We start from the raw sequence: 19,334 nt of genomic DNA, 5'->3' as shown, positions 1-19,334 counted from the left end.
GTGGTCATCGAAGAGTTCGACGGCGTGACCCTCCGGGACATTGACGCCGGCAAGAGCGTGGACGTGACCCTGCTGAACGCCGGGGACATCATTGTGAACGAGATCGATGCGGGCTCGAACGTCAGCCTGCACCTGCCCAACGGCAGCGTCCAGAACGACGGCGACTCCACCACGGATATCGCAGCGGGTTCCGCCCTGATCATTGACAACGACGCGGGTGGCGCCATCACCGGCTACGCCAACGTGGACACCACGGTGAAATCCGCGGACATCCAGGCGGTGGGCGACGTGACCATCCATGAGACCGACAGCATCATCCTGACCCGGGTGACCAGCCAGGACGACGTGTATGTGCAGAACGGCGCGAACGGCGACATCTGGGTGGACGTGGTGACCGGCCTGACCTCGGTGACCATCGACTCGGACGGCTTCATTGACGGAACCGGCTCCGCCCTGATCACCACGCCGACCGTGGACCTGGATGCGGACACGGGCATCGGCGCCACTGCGGCCATCAACCTGGCCACGACCACCTCGGTGGACGCGGACACGGATACGGGCGCCATTGACCTGAACAACAGCGCTACGGGCTTTGTGACGGTGAACAGCCTGACCACGGCTTTGGGCGACATCAACTACGACAGCACGGCCGCCGGCGACTTGCTGGTGACCCTGGCCCGGACCGACAACGGCGACATCACCATCACCAACACCAAGGGCGACATCACCCTGGGCGTGGTCTCGGCCATCGGCAACGACGTGACCATCACGGCGGCGGGCTCGGGCGCCATCAACGACGTGACCGACGAACTGGATGCGGACATCTTCGCAGCCAACGTGGACCTGAACGCGGTGGACGGCATCGGCAATACCGAAGCCATCGAGATGGAGATTACCAACACCATCGCGGCGGACACGGTGACGGGCGCCATTGACCTGGACAACGAAGCGTCCACCCCGGCCATGGTGACCATCACGTCCCTGACCACGGGCTCCGGAGACATCAACTTTGACCAGTACTCCAAAGAAGGCTACACCGGAACCACGGACCTGACTGTGGAACTGGCCACGGCCGGCGGAGCAGCCACGGGCGACGGTAATATCACCATCACCAACACCACGCCTAACGGCGACATCCTCATCGGAACGGCCGCGGGCGGCATCACGGCTCTGGGCGATACGGTGAGCATCACGGCGGCCGGGTTCATCGACGACCTGCAGGCGGAACCGGATGCGCTCCTGGACATCGACATCACGGCCACGACCATGGACCTGAACGCAGGCCTTGGCATCGGCATGAACGCCCCCTTGGAAACCGAGGCGGACTTCATCACGGCGGACACCACGATCGGCGACATCATCCTGTGGAACGAAGCCGACAGCCGGGTGGTTGTGAACAGCCTGACCACGGGCGACGGCAATATCACCTTCATCCAGCAGGGCCTGGGCACGTACCCCGACCCGGTGGACATCGACTTTGTGGTGGTCAAGGCGGACCATGGCCTGGCGCCCAACCCGAACAACGGGAACGTGTACCTGGAAAACATCGATCCCACGCCGCTGGACAACGTGTACGGCAACGCATTTGTGGGCGATGTGAGGGGAAGCGAAACGGTCCGGATCATCACCAGCGGATCCATCCTGAACCTGGATGTGGACACCACCACGGTGATCTCGGCTCCCTGGGCTTACCTGCAGGCCACCAACGGCACCATCGGCGTCTTTGAGCTGCCCATTGACGTGGACGTCACCGGCGCCTTGTTCATCGAGGCCGGAGGCCTGGACGACGGCTGGCTGTCCGCCAACCTCCAGGGCCGCGACGTGTACGCCCTGTACCCGGACGAAAGAATCCCGGGCCTGGTGCTGTTCAACTCCGAAGAGCCTGGCGCAGCTCCCGGCGTGGGCGGAGTTGTGGACGGCGTGAACCAGTTCACGGACTGGTACTTCCAGGGCATTGCTCAGAACCAGGCGGTGATCGGCAACGAGATCTGGCCTTACGTGCTGCAGCTGGACGTGTTCGGCGATTCTGTCTTTGCTCCGTTCGACGACCTGTTCGTGATCGAAGGCAAGGGCATCACCCCGGAAGACGACGAATAATAAACACACAGGCCTTTGGGAAGCCTTTAACGGGCTTCCCCGGGGCCTGCCTCACCCCTTTTAACTCAACGAGCCCCAGGCGGACCCCCCGCCTGGGGCTCCTTTGCTTCCACGCCGGTTAAGGAGTTCATCTATGAAAAAGCATAAAGTTTACGTCACAAGGGCAATCCCAAAGGAGGGGATAGAACTGCTAAGCCAGACATGCGAGGTTCAGGTAAATCCCCACGACCGGCCTTTGACACAGGATGAGTTATTTGAGGCAATTGCGGATGCAGACGGGGTAATCGGCCTGCTTTCCGAAAGAATCGACGGGACATTTTTTAATGCTGCGCCAAAGCTGAAAGGTTATGCTAACTACGCCGTTGGATTTGACAATATCGACGTGGAAGAAGCCACGAGGCGCGGCGTACCTGTTTCCAATACTCCGGATGTACTGACAATCGCCACTGCTGAAATGGCCTGGGCATTATTGTTCTCGGTTTGCAGGCATATTCCGGCTTCAGACAAACTGGTGCGTAATGACTCCTGGAAGGGGTGGAGCCCGTTGCAGTTTATAGGGGCTGAGGTAACCGGAAAAACCTTAGGCATTGTGGGCGCCGGCCGCATTGGACGCGCCATGGCTCAAATGTCAAAAGGTTTTAATATGAAGGTGTTTTATTTCAGCCGAACCAAAAAGCCTGATTTTGAAAAGGCTTTAAACGCCAAAAAAGTTGAACTGAATGAATTATTGACGCAGTCTGATTTCATTAGCCTCCATACCCCGCTCACGCCGGAAACCAGGCATATGTTCAATGCCGACTCTTTTAAAAAGATGAAAAATACGGCGTATCTTATAAATACGGCCAGAGGACCGGTTGTGGATGAGTCTGCTTTGGTCGAAGCTCTTAAGTCCGGCGAGATTGCAGGAGCTGGTTTGGATGTATATGAATTCGAGCCTAAGCTCACGCCTGGGCTGCGCGAGTTGGATAATGTGGTATTGGCGGCGCACACAGGCTCCGCTACTGACACAGCGAGAAGCAATATGGCTTTACTTGCCGCGAAGAACCTGTTGGCAATGCTGGAGGGCGGAAATCCTCCAACCTGCTTGAATCCTCAAGTACTAACATATATGTAATGTTATCTTGCTACAATAAGTTGAAAGAAAATACTACATTGTGGTATTTACTATGAAGATCTTTTAAGGGATTTAGGAAGAAACCCATTTAATCCACCCAAATCAAGAGTATGAGGGGAAAATGAAGTACTGGCGCATATTATTGTTAGTATTGCTGGCAGGGGGGCTGGCGACGAGCGCGTCGGCGGAGGAAGTGGTTGTATACACTTCAGTGGACCGAATGTTCAGCGAACCTATTTTGCAGAAGTTTGAAAAGGACACGGGGATCAAAGTTCTTGCTATGTATGATGTGGAGGCAAGCAAAACAGTTGGATTGGTTAACCGTTTGATTGCTGAAAAAAGGAGGCCCAGAGCCGATGTATTCTGGAATTCCGAGGTCATCCGGACTATTCAACTTTTGAAGGAGGACGTGCTTACTCCTTACAAGTCCGTGTACTATGATGATTTTCCTGCTACCTTTAAGGATAAGGACGGCTACTGGACGGGATTTGCAGGCAGGGCGAGAGTTCTTTTGATTAACGCCACCATGATCCAGGAAAGGGATTTGCCGCCTTCCATTTTGGATTTTACCAAGCCGGAATGGAAAGGAAAGGTAACCATAGCCTATCCGTTATTCGGCACCACGGCTATGCATGTGGCTGCGCTTTATGACTATATAGGGACCGAAAAGACGGAGGCTTACCTGAAAGGGCTTGCAGCCAATGATGTGCTGGTGGTTGACGGCAATTCGGTTACCAGGGATCTGGTGGTTCAGGGAAAGGTTCCCGTTGGATTTACGGACACTGACGACGCCCAGGTGGCCATAGATAAGGGCGACCCGGTTCAAATGATTTTTCCTGACTCGACCGGAATGGGAACCTTATTGATACCAAACACGGTAATGATGATCAAGGGCGCCCCTCATCCTGAGACCGGAAAAAAGCTGATCGATTATCTGTTATCGCCTGAAACGGAAAAGGCTCTGCAGGAAGGGGAGTCTGCACAAATTCCACTTCGCAAGGGATCTTCGCCTCCAGGGTTCAAGGCCATGGAGGTTGATTATGCCAAGGTGGCAGGGTATCTGGAGCCTTCCGCGAAGTTTTGCCAGGAAATATTTATGCGGTAATTCATGGCGGAGAACCTCATGGGCCGGAAGAAACTGTTGGCCTTTTCCTTGCTTTTTTCAGGATTTGTGCTTGCTCCCTTTTTGATGCTGCTTTTCAGCGCATTAACGAACGGGGAAGGAAGCCTATCATTTGAGAACCTGCATTTGTTGAAGCTGACCTCCAGGCAATGGGTTCTTTTAGGCCGAAGCGTGTTACTTGGCGTGGGCGCCTCTTTGGGATGCATAATCCTTGGGGCGCCCATGTCTTTTTTGTTGCATCGCACTGATGTCTGGGGCCGCTCTTTTTTTAAAAAAGTTTACTGGCTTTCCCTTATTCTCCCTCCATATATTCAGGCAATTGTCTGGTCCAAATACATACAGGGCGGCATGGATTCAGGATGGACCGGAATGACCGGCTTGCCCGCTGCATTATTTATTTTCATTCTTTCCTTTTACCCGATTGTTACATTGCTGGTTTCGTCAGGGCTGGAGGCCATGGATCAGAGTCTGGAGGAAACTGCCAGGCTTCACCGCGGTCCGTGGGCGGCGATTCGCAAAGTAACCTTGCCTTTGCTTTTTCCGCATATAGCTTGCGGGGCTATTTTGGTTTTTGTTTTTACAATCATCAATTTTGAAGTGGCGGATATTTTGCGTTTAAAGGTATATCCACTTGAAATATTTATTTTTTTTAGCGCCTACTATGATGAGAAATCCGCTACAATATTATCCTTGCCGCTGATTTTTACGACGTTGATATTTGTTTGGGCCCAAATGCGGTATATGGGCGAAAAATCCTATGTCAATCTAGGGAGAAGCCAAGGCGGAGACATGGTATACTCCCTTGGAAGGCGCCGTTATATCTCGGCCCTTTTTCCAGCGGTTATAACATTTCTTGCCCTGGCGGCCCCCATTCTGGCATTATTGAAGGGCGCCGGGAATTTGGTCAACTATGAGAATGCATGGAAGGGGGGCGCCGGGGCGGTTTGGTACAGCTTGTGGACCTCCGCCGCAAGCGCAGGCGGCATGGCGCTTTTTTCCTTTCCTGTGGCGTACTGTCTGGTTCGAATGAGGGGCGGACTGAGGGGCTTGTTGGATTTTTTAATCCAGACGCCCTTTGGCGCACCTTCCATCGTGTTGGGCATAGGGTTTATCACTTTGTGGAACCAACCTATTTTTGACGCCGTATACGGAACCTCGCTGTTGTTGATATTAGCCATGATAGCGGCGTACAGCCCCTTTGTGATCAAGGTGATTTCAGCTGGGATAAAGAGGGTGGATGAAGACCTGGAAAGCGTTGGCAGAATGGGCGCCGGTCCCCTGAAGGTTGCAACAAGGATACTTCTGCCGTTAACGGCGCCCCCGCTGATTGCGGGCTTTGCTGTCGGGTTCGTATTATCATTATCCAACCTTGGCACGAGCCTGCTGGTTGTCGCTCCGGGTCGATCCACCTTGCCTATTACGATTTACAACTATCTTCACTATGGAGCGGATGAGACGGTTTGCGCCCTCAGTTTGTTTTTACTGGCGTTAACGGCCGCGTCCCTGGCGCTGCTCCTTCTCATCTATAAATTCCTATCGAGGAGAGCCTGGAGATGATCCAAGTGAACCAGGTTTCATTCAGCAGGAATAAGAAGCCTATTCTTAGAGATGTGAGTTTGCAGGCTGAGCCCGGACAATGCCTTGCTTTACTGGGCCCTTCAGGCGCCGGAAAAACCTCCTTGCTCAGGATAATTGCAGGCCTGGAAAGACCGGACTCAGGGGAAGTCATTTTATCCGGCCAGGTTGCGACGAAGAACGCCTTTGTTGCGCCGCCTGAAGAGCGAAAAACATCAATGATCTTTCAGTCTTTGGCCTTGTGGCCGCACATGACTGTGGCGCAGCACATTGCTTTTGTTGAAAGGGGAGACGGCGAAACCGGAAAGGACCTGCTGACCAAGATGAAGTTAGACGGCAAGGAGAAGCATTATCCGGACCAGTTATCGGGAGGGGAGAAACAGCGTCTGGCCATTGCAAGAGCTCTGGCGTCCAAGCCTAGTCGGCTTCTGTTGGATGAGCCTTTCAGCAATTTGGATGAAATTATCAAAGAAGATCTGCTTTCTTTGTTTTTAGAGCATGTGCGCACTCTAAATATTGCCAGTATTATGGTGACTCATAATGTCAATGAAGCCATAGAAAGGGCCGACGCCATGGCGATTATGGTTTCAGGCCGGACAAAAAGGTTTTGGATCAATAAAAAAGACAGGGTAATCACTCGAAAAGAGGTTTTGGAATGTTTCGAGGAGGATAGATATGGGAAATAAATTGACCTGCCTAATATTGATTGCAATAATGCATTCCATCGGATTTTTATGTCCGCCTTCGTTTGGAATGGAGGCGGCTGTATATGTGACGTGGGACGGATTTGAAGTGGATAAGTTGGCTTCTATGTGGCTGATTAAAAGGCATATTTCGCCTGGAGCCGCGATTAAAGTGTTGCCAAAAGGCACGCCCATTGAAGAGGGGGCGCCTTTTGACGCGCCCGACGCAGGCATGGGGCGCAAGTTCAATCAATCCTCCTTTGACAACCTAATGGCCGCGCATCATCTGGAAGACCCCAAGTTGAAACAAATCGCCTTGCTGGTGCGGGATATCGAATTAAACACGTGGGAAGCAAAGCGGTATAAAAAGAGTTCTGAAATTGAGCTTTATTTTTTCGATCTGGTTAAGTCGGAATCGGATCGAGGAGTGATATTTGAAAAAGCGGATCGTTATTTTGACGCTTTATACATGACTGACGCCGGTATCCTGGAGGAAAATGCTCCGTGAGGGGGATACTGGTTTTTTTTGTTTTAACTTTTGACCACGACCTTTAAAGTTTTAAAAAAATAGCATGCTCTTAAGGAGCGCGCCTTTTTGCGGGATGCAACAGGAGAGCTGTTTTGGCAGCCCCTTTACGTATTGGGGCCGGCGGTTCTCCTGATTTGTCAGTTCACGCCTTGGAGGAAAGATATGCCTCGGAAAATATCGATATTAATTCTGATAGGTGTTGCGGCGGCTATGCTTCTGAGCCCCCAACTAGCCCAAGCCCTGCCTGGAGATATAAACGGGTCTGGCCGAGTGGATGGGTATGATCTTATCAGTTTTGGTCTGGCCAATGGTTCTTCCTCCGGGGACGCCAACTGGAATCCGCAAGCGGACATGGATGGGAACGGCATCATTGATGCTGCTGATCTAAACATGCTTTCCACGCACTTTGGGCGAGTAGGCGTGTCTTACGGCCTGTGGGCTGCCAATAACTATTCTGATTACTATACCACCCTCCGCAAAATTTCCGACAAGAACAACATATTGTGGGAGAAGACCGGGTTTAACTATCCTAATTTTGTCGCCCCGGATATTGCGGACGGCTCAGCCTGGGTATCGGAATCCAACAACAGCCGGATATGCAAGGTAGACGGCTTTGACGGGTCCAGGCTTGTCACCGTTAATGGAGTCTACTGCCAAAAAGCCAGCGTTAACTACAAGGACGGGTCCGTGTGGATTGCGGACTCCTCTTTGAGCGCAGTAGTGAGATTAGCCCCCGGCATCCCGGACGGGTACAATATTTCCACCGACACTGGGTTTCATAAAGTCATAACCGGTTTTACCACGCCTTACGGCATTTCGGTAGACCCGGAGAACGGCATAGTATGGGTGGCCGACACGGGCGCCAGCCGCGTCGTCCGTTTGAATGAGAATGTACCGGACGGGTACAACGTCGGCTCCGACTCTGGCAGTCATTTCGTGGTTACGAATTCCGGCGCCTCTGCGGATATGAACTGGCCCACCTGCGTTTCAGCGAATTATTCGGATGGAACGGTTTGGGTGGCCAGCACGTATAACGACAAAGTGATGAAATTCAATTCCACGGGCGATGTCAAGCTGGTGGAAATTTCGGGATACAGCAATCCCACTTTCGTCCAGATCAATCCCACGGACGGCAGTGCCTGGGTTATAGACGACTCGCTGGGCAAGGTGTTTCGCTACACAAAGGATGGCTCGCTAATCTGTGAATATTCAGGAGTAGGCAGCGCAAAAAGCCTGGCGGTCAATCCTTTGGATGGAAGTTGCTGGGTGATGGCCAACTCAGACCCTACCATAAGACGCCTTTCCCCCAATGGCGCGCTGTTGGAAACCATGTCTGGCATCTACAGCATTACCTCTCTGGCAATTGTTCCTGATGAAACCATGTCGCGGTACCCCACGGCCGAAGCTTCGGCCAGCAAAAATGCTCCCGATTTGGACGAGAATGTGACCTTTACCGGCGTCGGCTCGGATTCGGATGGACAGATTGTCAAGTATGAGTGGGACTTTGAAGGGGACGGCGTATTTGATTACACCTCGGCCGACACCGGAACCACGGACCACTCCTACGACACTCCGGGCATTTACACGCCGATTTTTCGAGTGACGGATAACGAATACCTGACAGCCACGGACTGCTCTCTGGTGATTCGGGCGGGAAGTCTGACTGCGATTGCCGTGGCGGACGTTGTGACGGGAACTGCTCCGTTGACGGTGAATTTCACCGGGACGTTCATTGATCCTGTGGATGGAAAGGTGGATACCTACCAGTGGGATTTTGACGGGGACGCCGGTTTTGAATACTACAGCGAGACCACCGGCAACGTGCAGCATGTGTATAGTGAAGCTGGCGTATACAACGCTGTTTTTAAAGTTACCGACGGAGCAGCCAACGACACGGAATCCATCCAGATTATGGTTTCCCAATCGCCCCCCAAAGCCACGGCTTCAGCCACGCCTAAATCCGGAGAGCGCCCCTTGCTGGTGAACTTGACCGGAACGGCCACGGACGCAGACGGAAGCGTCGTCTATTACGAATGGGATTTTGACGGGGACGGGACTTACGATTGGCAATCCACTGTTAATGGCCAGACTTCCGTTACCTATTCCAATGCGGGAACGTTCTCCCCTGTTTTCCGCGCCACGGATAACGACGGACTCTCGGACACTGACTCTGTGTCCATCGATGTTACCCTGACCCCGCCGGTCGCTGTTATAACTTCCACGACGACAACCGCTTACGCTCCCGGGACCATTACTTTCGGCGGAAACTCCAGCACGGATGCGGACGGAAGCATAGCAACCTACGAGTGGAATTTTGACGGGTCCTTGGGAGACGTCGAGACTGCTTTCTTCGACGATATGGAGACGGACAACAATAATTGGGAAGCTGAATCCCCCTGGGCGATCGGCTCCACGGATGCCTACAGCGGCTCCAGGTGCTGGAGCACGGGCCATTACGGCAACTATGCAAATAACTTAGACGCTGATTTGGTATTCGGCCCCTTTGATTTCACTCAGGCTGTCACGGCGACTCTCAGCTTTATGCATCGTATGGACATGCCGGACTACGATTACGTTTACGTTTCCTATTCGTTGGATGACGGCGCCAGCTGGTCCTATATTTGGTACGATTACTGGGAGGTCTCCTCCGGCTGGCAACAGAAAATTCTCAGTCTGGACAATTACTGCGGCAAGGATAACGTGCTGTTTAAATTCCGGTTCTACTCCAACAGCACCACCACGGAGGCGACCGGTTGGTGGATTGACGACGTCACTGTGAAAACCCGGGGATATGCCTGGACCTCCACCACCAATCCCACCATAGACCATCAGTTTACGGAAACCGGAGATTACACGGTCAGGCTTCGGGTGACGGATAATGATGGCTATCAGGACTATGCCCAATACGATGTGACCATAGAACCGGACAACCGGCCCATAGCGAACCTGAGCGCGGACGTGACGAGCGGTGCTCCTGGGTTGACGGTTAATTTTACCGGCTCCGGGCAGGTTATAAGCGGAACCATAACGAGCTACCAGTGGAATTTTGGCGAGGAATACGTTTGGGTTGCAGACTATTACGCCCATGAGGTCGTACGCCTTTCTTCAAGCAGTTCAAAAGAGTTGGCGAGAGTGGACGGCTTTTACTATCCATACTCTGTGGCGGTTGATTCCAATACCGGACGGGTGTGGGTCGCTGACTCCTATAACGACGCGTTGGTTTTGCTAAGTGCGGACGGTCGTTATGAAATTCAACGAATTACGGGATTCAACTATCCCTCATATGTGTCCGTGGACGAGTCCGACGGCTCTGTCTGGCTTATCGACTCCAATGCAAACAAGGTTTTCAAGTACTCCATCAAGGGAGAGAAGCTGGCGGAATACGGCGGATTCAGCAGCCCCAAAATGGCCTCCATTAACTCCTCGGACGGCTCCGTCTGGATTGCGGACGGAAGCAAGCATCGCATTGTTCATTTGGACTCGACCGGAGCCTTTCTGAAATCCGTAAAGGGTTTTTCTTATCCCGAAGGAGTAGCGGTCAACCCCAATGACGGGACCATTTGGGTTTCCAACACCAGCGCCGGCAATGTCATCCGATTGGACGCCTCGGTTCCCGACGGTTACGACATTTCCCTGGATACGGGAAGCCATACGGTGGTCGGCGGGATCAGCGGTCCCGAGGAAATCGTTGTGGATCCCACGGACAATACCGTTTGGGTGATTACTCCGAACTCTGACAAGCTCATTCATATATCAGCGGACGGAACAACGGAATTGTCCCGGAGCGGGAGCTTTTACGATCCCTATTATCTGGCGTTGAACTGGCGGGCCGGACAAGTTTGGGTCAGCAGCTATTACGGCAACTACGTGACCTTGCTGGATGAGGACGGCCAGGAAATCAGGAAATATACCGGATTTAATTATCCGAGGGACGTTGACGCCGCCCAGAAAGCAGGCGCCACCCAAACTACCGCCAACGGCGGCAGCCTGAGCCACACCTACGATTCTCCAGGCGTCTATTTAGCCGCTTTGACGGTCACCACCGCCGAGGGCCTCTCCTCCACGGATACCGTGCAAATTACGGTCAGAGCCCTGCCTACCGTGACCGCTGCAAGTTCGGTCGCGGCGGGAACCGCTCCCTTGGAAGTCTTTTTATCGGCAGATGCTCAAGATTTGGACGGTCCTATCGTTCTCTATGAATGGGATTTTGACGGAGACGGCAGCTTTGATTATTCCTCCCCCTCCGTCGGCCCTGTGCGCCATGTTTATTCCTCGGGCGGCGTTTACAACGCCACTGTAAAGGTGACTGACGCGGACGGCAATACCGCAACGGACAGCCTAACCATCACGGTATCCGACGCCAATCCTGTCGCTTATGCCCAGGCCGCCCCCAAAGACGGTTCTGCGCCCCTGACTGTGGCCTTTTCCGGCTCCGGCTCGGACGCCGACGGACAGATTGTCAAGTATGAATGGGATTTTACCAGCGACGGATCTTACGAGTATTCTTCCACCAGTACGGCGTCGGCAAATCACGTATACAACTCGGACGGAACATATACCGCAACCTTGCGGGTGACGGATGACGACGGCCTCACGGGGACGGACACGGTTTCCATAACGGTTTCCGAAAGCGGAAGCCCGAAAGCCATGCTCGATGGAGATCCCACCCGCGGCCAGGCCTCGTTGGACGTCTGCGTCTTTATCCATGGCCAGGATCCGGACGGATCGATCAGCTCTTATTCCATGGATTACGACGGCGACGGCCTGTCAGATGCCGATTTTGCTACTCCTCCCACGGCTTTCGGGGACGATGCAGAATTGGATTACAATAATGGAACGGCAACCGGGACTTGGAGCAGGACGACCGAGGAGGCTCATTCCGGGTCTTACTCGTGGACGGACTCTCCCAATGGAGACTTCGACCCCAGCACGGATTATGAACTTCAGTCCAACACCATAGACCTTTCTGCAGCGACGGCGCCCAAACTTGTTTACTGGGAAAAGTACGCACTTGCCGATAGCGATTATATTTATACCTATGTCTCCGGCAATGACGGCGGCTCTTGGACCCAGTTATATTACACAGGCCATAACGTTTTGCAGAACTCCTGGACAAGGAGGGAGTTTGACCTATCCTCCTACGCAGGAAACTCCACAGTAAAAATTAAGTTCCGGATTTTAGCCAATTCAGGAACGACAGCCGATGGCTGGTATCTGGACGATGTCTTTGTGGGCGATTGCGTATCCCACACATACAGCGCCCCGGGGGCATATCAGGCTATTCTTACCGTTACGGATAATGAGGGAAAGACCGCCACGGCTAAGGAAGCTATTGCAGTGCTGTCCTCCAGCGACGATACGTTCATCTGGGTGGCGGACACCAGCCACGACCAGGTGAAGAAATACAACCGGGAGGGGGACCTGCTGGCGACCATCACAGGATTTGACGATCCCTTTGATGTGGAGGTGGACCCCGCGACCTCGAATGTGTGGGTTTCCGATAGATACAAAGACCGCTTGGTTTTGTTGGACGCCGGGGTCTTTGACGCCTACGACGTCAACGTAGAGTATACGATCGACGATGTGGACGCATCCCGGTACGGAGGCATATTCGGCTCCACATCCGTAATCACTGCTACCGGACGTTTTAACAACGGCCTGGATACGGGCGACGGCGGCTACATTCTTGCGCCATACGATCCCTCCTTTGACGTACAATCCTTCACTTACGAGGCGTGGATTAAGCCGATAAGCACAGGCAGGGCCCTGTTCATGAGGACAAACGCGCAAGGGGGCAACGAGTTGCTTGTCTGGCTTTATGACGCCGACACGATTCAGGTCACCCTGGATGACAGCAACTATTATTTCGACGGCTCGGGCAGCTTTTTGGACGGCTCGTATCACCATGTGGCGGTTGTGCACGATGCGGACGCCGACACCGTGACCTGTTATGTGGACGGGACTCAATTCGGAATTCAGAAAAGCGTATCGAAAACCCTGAACTTCTCCCGAAGCCATCTCCTGATCGGAGCTGATTTTGACGGCTATAATTCCTCCATTGGAGACTTTTACAAAGGTCTGATGGACGACGTCCGTTTTTGGAACGTAGCAAGATCCTCCGGAAGCATCTCCACCTACATGAATAGTGAACTGAACGGAACCGAGGCCGGGCTTGTCTCGTACTGGAAAATGGAAAACTCATCGGTTCCGTTCCATAAGATTGCCACCGGCGTTGATGAGTGCCTCCGCATCTCCGTGGATCCTGCGGACGGCTCCGTGTGGGCTGCGGACCACAACCATGGCAGAGTAGTCAAATATGACGTCAATGGCGTGCAACAGGCCGAGGTCATTGGCCTGGGCGGTCCTGAGGGCGTGGACGTGGACCCTGTTAACCGCACCTTGTGGATTACGGACACCGACAACGACCGGGTCATCTCCATGACCGCCGATTTTACCGGAACGGTGATTGGGGGCATGATGGGGTCGATTGAGGACTCCACCTCGAACGGAAATGACGCAGTAATTCTTGGGGATGTCTCCATAAAATCCGGCCAGTTTTCAAACAGCGTGTATCTGGATGGATCAGGCGACTGCCTTATGGCTCCTTCCGATGCATCATTGGATGTGCAAAACTTCACGGTGGAGGCTTGGTTTAGCAGTAAAGACGTGGCCTACCGAAGCATCCTGATGCGCGGCAATTCCAGCAGCGGTGATGAAATGTACGTTCAATTCACCGGCTCCTCCAGTGTTCGCGTTTATGTGAATGACACGTACAAGAACTTTACCGGAGGATTCAGCATCCAGGACGGCCTGTTCCATCATATAGCCGTTGTTTACGACTCCTCCGCAGGGACGATTGATTGTTACATGGACGGGGAGGAATACGGAAGCACAGCAACCGGCGTTTCGGGCCCCCTGGATTTTGCTGAAAGCAATTTGCTCATTGGCGCCTTTTACAGCTACTACAACAGCAATATAGGAAATTACTGGAACGGCAAACTGGATGACGTCCGTCTTTGGAACAAAACAAGGACCAAAGCCGAAATACAAAGCACAAAGGATTCGGCTCTTACGGGCTCGGAGGACGGGCTTGTCGGCTATTGGAAGATGGATGTCGAAGACTCTTCCCTCCGGTCCACGGTTTATACGGGCATGGACGGTCCTGTGGACGTTTGCGCTTACCACGCGGACGGAGGCGCCTGGGCCGCGGTATGGAATGGCGATCAGTTGGTTAAATGCCAGCCCGGAAGTTCTTCCACCAGGGCCATGAACGGTTTTGACTCCGTGGCCAGCGTGTCCGTGAATCAAAACAATGGGCAGGCCTGGGCGGCGGACTATTATCAGCAGCACGCTGTCAAGGTGTCCCCCACTTACTCGGAGTTGGTGCGTAAAACCGGAATCGTCAATCCTTATGATATGGAAGTCGATCAGCAGACGGGAAACGTCTGGGTGGTGGAATACAACGGCCACGTTGTTGTGGAGCTCGCCCCGGACGGAACGGAATTAAAACGCCTCACCGGTTTATATTACCCGAGGGCCGTGTCCATAGATAATGGCTCCAAGGACGCCGGTAACCCGCCGCAGGCGACGGCTTCGGCCTCGCCGCTGTCAGGCGATGCGCCTTTGGACGTTTCCTTCACCGGGACGGGCACGGACGACGGCTCCATCACCTTGTACGAATGGGATTTTGATAATGACGGGGTTTACGACTATTCCTCGGCCTCAACCGGGTCCACTTCCTATACTTTCTCAAGCCCCGGATATTACAATCCGGTGTTGCGGGTGACTGATGACGACGGCATGACCGGATACAATTCCAGCGTGAATATCGTGGTCGGTCCGCCCCGCGTAGAATGCTCCGCCATACCGGCTTCGGGGACTGCGCCGCTTACCACAAGGCTCAATGCCTTTGTGGTGGGCCTGGGGTTGGACGTTTATCCCGAGACCTACGAATGGGACGTGGATTCGGACGGCGTTTATGAAACCGCTCCCTCCGTCAATCCATATTACTCTTACAAGTACCAGACAGGGGCTGATTGGGTCGCCACCTGCCGGGTGACGGACAGCAACGGCGATCAACATTTCGGGTCCGTTACCGTGCCCGTCGCCAAGACTCCTCCGATTGCTTATAACTATGCGACTCCCACTTCCGGCAACGCGCCTCTGACGGTCACACTAGACGGAGGGGGCAGCGACAGCGACGGCTCCCTGGTTCGCTTCGAGTGGGATTACGACGGGGACGGCGTCTATGACTGGATATCCGAAACCTCCATGGACGCCTCTTTTACATACACGACGGCCGGAACCTACAATACCGTGTTCCGTGTGACCGATAACGAAGGACTTACCGCCACGGCGACAAAAACCGTCACGGTAGGCGACAGCCAGGTCAAACCCATCGTAACGGCCGAGGCCAATCCGGTGGAGGGCAATGTCAGCCTGACAGTCAACTTCTCCGGTTCAGCGGTGGACCCGGATGAGGGCGTCATCTCTCTCTATGAATGGGATTTTGACGGCGACGGAAACTATGATTACAGTTCTCCGACAGACATCGAGACCTCTCATATATACTCCGTTCCCGGCTCTTACAACGCCAGGTTAAGAGCGACGGACCAGGACGGCTTGCAATCAACGGACGATGTCTTTATCACCGTGAAGGCCGCCGGCGTCCCCAATGCGGTCGCCAATGCCGCTCCCACTTCCGGTGATATTCCCCTTTCCGTTTCCTTTGACGCTGAAGGTTCTTCCGATCCTGACGGCTCCATTGCCAAATATGAATGGAGCTTCGGCGCTCCGGGCGTATGGATCGCCTCTTTCAGCAACGACCTGGTCAAGCAGCTTAAAGGCTATTCCGTGGAAAACGAGATTGGCGGCTATGACGGGCCCTGGGACGTGGCGGTAGATCCCAACGACGGCTCCGCCTGGGTGTCCATGCGTTACTCGGACAAGGTCGTCAAGTACGATTCCGGCGGCTCCGGCGTCCTGATGGAAGTCACGGGTTTTGACGATCCCAGAGGCGTTGACGTGACGCCATCCGACAGTTCCGTATGGATTGCGGACTGCTATCACGACCAGGTGGTGAAGTTGAGTTCGAACGGATCGGAACTCTTGCGCATAGGCGGTTTTAACGATCCCCAATACGTCATGGTTGATCCCTGGGACGACTCCGTCTGGGTGACGGATTGGCATAATAGCAAGGTCGTCAACCTGGATTCCGGCGGCGTGGTTTCAAAAACCTACTATGGCTTTAACCATCCCCTGGATGTGGTGCTGGATGAACAGGACCGCTCTGTTTGGGTCTCGGATCATGACGGCGACAGAGTGGTGAAGTTCCCGGCTGACACGCCGGCAACCTACGATTCCTACAGGCCGTACCGGGCTGATTCCGGTCCCAACAATCTTTTTGCCAACAATGCCGGAGACGTCTCCAGCATGGCCGGCAAACTGAGTGAAGGCCTGTATGTGGACGGGTCGTATGATTATCTGCGGATCCCCTCCAACAGCGCTTTGGATCTATATGACTTCACGGTAGAGGCCTGGGTTGTGGCTGATTCCGCCAACGCGCGCTGCCTGTATATGCGGGGAGATAACACGGGCGGAAACGAACTGTATTTCGGGGTCCAGGATTCCGATTCTTTGACCGCGGTTCTGGATAACGGCAATAACGTCTTTTTCGACGGCGCCGCAAACTTTACCGACGGCCAGTTTCATCACGTGGCCCTTACTTTCGATGCGGACGCCCACGAATTGAAAGCCTATGTGGACGGCGCACAGTACGGGGACGCTCATCCCATAACCGCCACCCTGGACTTTGGAAACAGCGACGCGCTCATAGGCGCCGACTTTGACACCTTCAACGGGTCAGTCGGCAACTTCTGGGACGGCGTGATCGACGAGGTTCGCATCTGGAACATTGTCAGGACCCAGGAAGAGATAAACGGCGCCAAGGACGCCGAAATCGACCGCAACGAGGCGGGCCTGGTCGCTTACTACACCATGAATATCTACCATGCGGCTGTTGGCGGCGTTAACGGCCCCCACAACATGGCGATCAACCCCGCGGATCAATCCATCTGGATTCCTGACTATTACAACAACCAGATGGTCAGGGTGAACAAGGACTGCACTCAGGAGCTTCTGCGGGTCAGCGGATTCTCGAATCCGGCCTATTGCTACCTTGCTCCGGGCAGCCAAAATGTTTGGGTTTCCGATTACGGGTCGGAAAAGGTCTATGTGATTGACGGAGAAGGAAATTTCCTGAAAACATTCACGGGATTTTACGACCCCTTCGGCATCGACGGGTACGTGGCCCAAACGGATTATTTCTCCTCCCAGGACAGCGGGAATACAACCCATTCCTACCCGGATCTGGGCGAGTATGTGGCGACCCTGACGGTTACCGACAATGACGGGAATACGGACACGGACTCCGTGGTGATCCGTGCGGGCGTGTTCCCTGAAAGCCTGCCGGGGGCTTACCCCACTACGGGTACGGCGCCCATGACCGTGACCTTCATATCCAATGCGTACAGCCCCACGGGCACCATTGAATACTTCATGTGGGATTTCAATGGAGACGGCGTGCTGGATACCTCCACGGGCGACTGGGACAGCCGCAGGACCTCCACACGCACCTACACCTACTCGCTGCCCGGAACCTACACCGCCTCCCTGACAGTGACGGATAACCGCGGATACAGTGATACGGCGACAGTAACCATCAATGTGCTGCCTCCCAACGAAGACGGAGCGCCCCAGGCCTTCGCCTCGGCGTCTCCCCAGGAAGGCAATTCTCCCCTGGAAGTGGAGTTCAACGGGTTCGGTAAGGACCTGGACGGCTTCATCAGGAAGTTCGAGTGGGATTTCACCACCGACGGGACCTATGACTTCACCTCCACCAGCACGGGAGCGACAACCAACACATATAACGCCGTCGGCGAGTACACGGCAACCTTGCGCGTGACGGACGACTCCGGCAAGACCGACACCGACTCCGTAAAGGTCTGGGTCAAGGAGATAGGCGCTCCCACAGCCCATGCGGATGCAACCCCAACCAGCGGGGAAACCGCTTTAGCGGTGACCTTCAGCGGCAGCGCCGATGACGCCGGGACCATAGTCCTGTACGAGTGGGACTTTGAAGGCGACGGAACTTACGACTACTCCTCCGCCGCCAGCCCGAACACGACGCATACTTATAACGCGCCTGGCTCCTACGACGCCGTCCTGCGGGTGACGGACAACGACGGGCTGCAGGATACGGATACGGTCAATATCAATGCCTCCGCAGGCATTACTGCTTCCTTAAGCAGGGATCAGTTCGATCCGGCCCTGGGAACCGTTTCCATTAACTCCGTCCTGACGGCCCAGTGCAAGGTGACCATATACATTAAGGACCGGGTGGGCGCCGTGGTGCGTAAGCTGGTGGATCAGGCCGTGCGCAATCCCGGATACTACTCGGACGCCTGGGACGGAAAAGACGACTCCGGCGACTTGGTCAGGTCGGGGGTGTATCTCTTTACCATCGACTATGAGGCGGGCGGCCTTTCCTATACCTATGATGTGACGGGCAACGTCAACACCGCCTTGTACTATCCCAGCGTGGTTTATCCCGCCACGTTCAACCCGTTCAGTGCGGACACCAATTTCTTCCGCTATACCCTGGACGGCAAGTCGGAAGTCACGGTTTACATCGCACCCTTTAGCAGCGGAGCGGGAACCCGGGTGAAAACCCTGGTCATGCGCAAGCCGCAAAAGGGCGGCAGCTACGTTCTGGTATGGGACGGTACAAACGACATCGGCAACCTGGTTGATCCGGGCAACTACGTCATCGCCGTTTTCGGCTGGCATCTGCCGCCTAACGCCATCATCGTGAACAACCTGCCGGTTGTGGCGGACCTGACCGTGACGCCCACCTATCTGAACCCGGATGTGTATCCCTATGATGACCAGTATCAAGCCACATTCGGATTCAATTTGTCCAAGGTTTCCGACATCACGGTCAATATCTTCGACGAAGACAATTATATTGTCAGGACCGTCACGGCTTCGGACGTTCCCGCGGGAGCGGTCAGCAGCATGAAGTGGGACGGAAAGAACGACGCAGGCAATTTTGTGCCTCCGGGAGTGTATCGGATCAAGGTCATTGCAACGGATTCGGAGGGCAATAAGTCCGAAGACGCCAATGCATTGTTGATAGTGTTTTATTAATTCAAG

At 54.3% G+C, this 19,334-nt stretch carries 7 protein-coding genes and 1 pseudogene; all 8 read left to right on the top strand.

Features of this window, described 5'->3' with window-relative positions; all coding sequences use genetic code 11:
* The coding region (locus G491_RS35965; RefSeq protein ID WP_028315685.1) for an autotransporter outer membrane beta-barrel domain-containing protein at nt 1-2,097 on the top strand (2,097 nt) is incomplete at its 5' end.
* A 133-nt stretch (nt 2,098-2,230) separates the two neighbouring features.
* Nucleotides 2,231-3,211 (top strand): 2-hydroxyacid dehydrogenase, encoded by a 981-nt coding sequence (locus tag G491_RS0118900; RefSeq protein ID WP_028315684.1) that lies wholly within the window; start codon nt 2,231-2,233, stop codon nt 3,209-3,211.
* A 121-nt stretch (nt 3,212-3,332) separates the two neighbouring features.
* Entirely contained in the window at nt 3,333-4,316 is a 984-nt protein-coding gene (locus G491_RS0118895) for an extracellular solute-binding protein (protein WP_028315683.1), read from the top strand.
* 3 nt (nt 4,317-4,319) lie between these two features.
* Nucleotides 4,320-4,937, top strand: a pseudogene (locus G491_RS36755) (ABC transporter permease); the annotation flags it as partial.
* A gap of 186 nt (nt 4,938-5,123) precedes the next feature.
* The gene (locus G491_RS36375; RefSeq protein ID WP_248635446.1) at nt 5,124-5,891 is read left to right on the top strand and encodes an ABC transporter permease; all 768 of its coding nucleotides are present in this window, start codon (nt 5,124-5,126) and stop codon (nt 5,889-5,891) included.
* On the top strand, nt 5,888-6,595 hold the full coding sequence (locus tag G491_RS31530) for an ABC transporter ATP-binding protein (protein ID WP_051327378.1): 708 nt from the start codon (nt 5,888-5,890) through the stop codon (nt 6,593-6,595). The genes G491_RS36375 and G491_RS31530 overlap by 4 nt, the downstream gene beginning before the upstream one ends.
* The gene (locus tag G491_RS0118880; protein ID WP_028315681.1) at nt 6,585-7,100 is read left to right on the top strand and encodes a chromate resistance protein ChrB domain-containing protein; all 516 of its coding nucleotides are present in this window, start codon (nt 6,585-6,587) and stop codon (nt 7,098-7,100) included. Before G491_RS31530 ends, G491_RS0118880 begins: the two co-directional genes overlap by 11 nt.
* Before the next feature lie 291 nt (nt 7,101-7,391).
* On the top strand, nt 7,392-19,328 hold the full coding sequence (locus G491_RS36135; RefSeq protein WP_028315680.1) for a PKD domain-containing protein: 11,937 nt from the start codon (nt 7,392-7,394) through the stop codon (nt 19,326-19,328).
* Nucleotides 19,329-19,334 lie beyond the last annotated feature (6 nt).

The organism is Desulfatibacillum aliphaticivorans DSM 15576, from assembly GCF_000429905.1.
GTDB classification, from domain to species: Bacteria; Desulfobacterota; Desulfobacteria; order Desulfobacterales; family Desulfatibacillaceae; genus Desulfatibacillum; species Desulfatibacillum aliphaticivorans.
This window is presented reverse-complemented; position numbering and strand designations above follow the sequence as displayed.

Coding starts and splice junctions, on each gene's coding strand:
- G491_RS0118895 (WP_028315683.1), top strand. CDS start 3,333: ATGAAGTACTGGCGCATATTATTGTTAGTATTGCTGGCAGGGGGGCTG.
- G491_RS0118900 (WP_028315684.1), top strand. CDS start 2,231: ATGAAAAAGCATAAAGTTTACGTCACAAGGGCAATCCCAAAGGAGGGG.
- G491_RS0118880 (WP_028315681.1), top strand. CDS start 6,585: ATGGGAAATAAATTGACCTGCCTAATATTGATTGCAATAATGCATTCC.
- G491_RS31530 (WP_051327378.1), top strand. CDS start 5,888: ATGATCCAAGTGAACCAGGTTTCATTCAGCAGGAATAAGAAGCCTATT.
- G491_RS36375 (WP_248635446.1), top strand. CDS start 5,124: ATGGTATACTCCCTTGGAAGGCGCCGTTATATCTCGGCCCTTTTTCCA.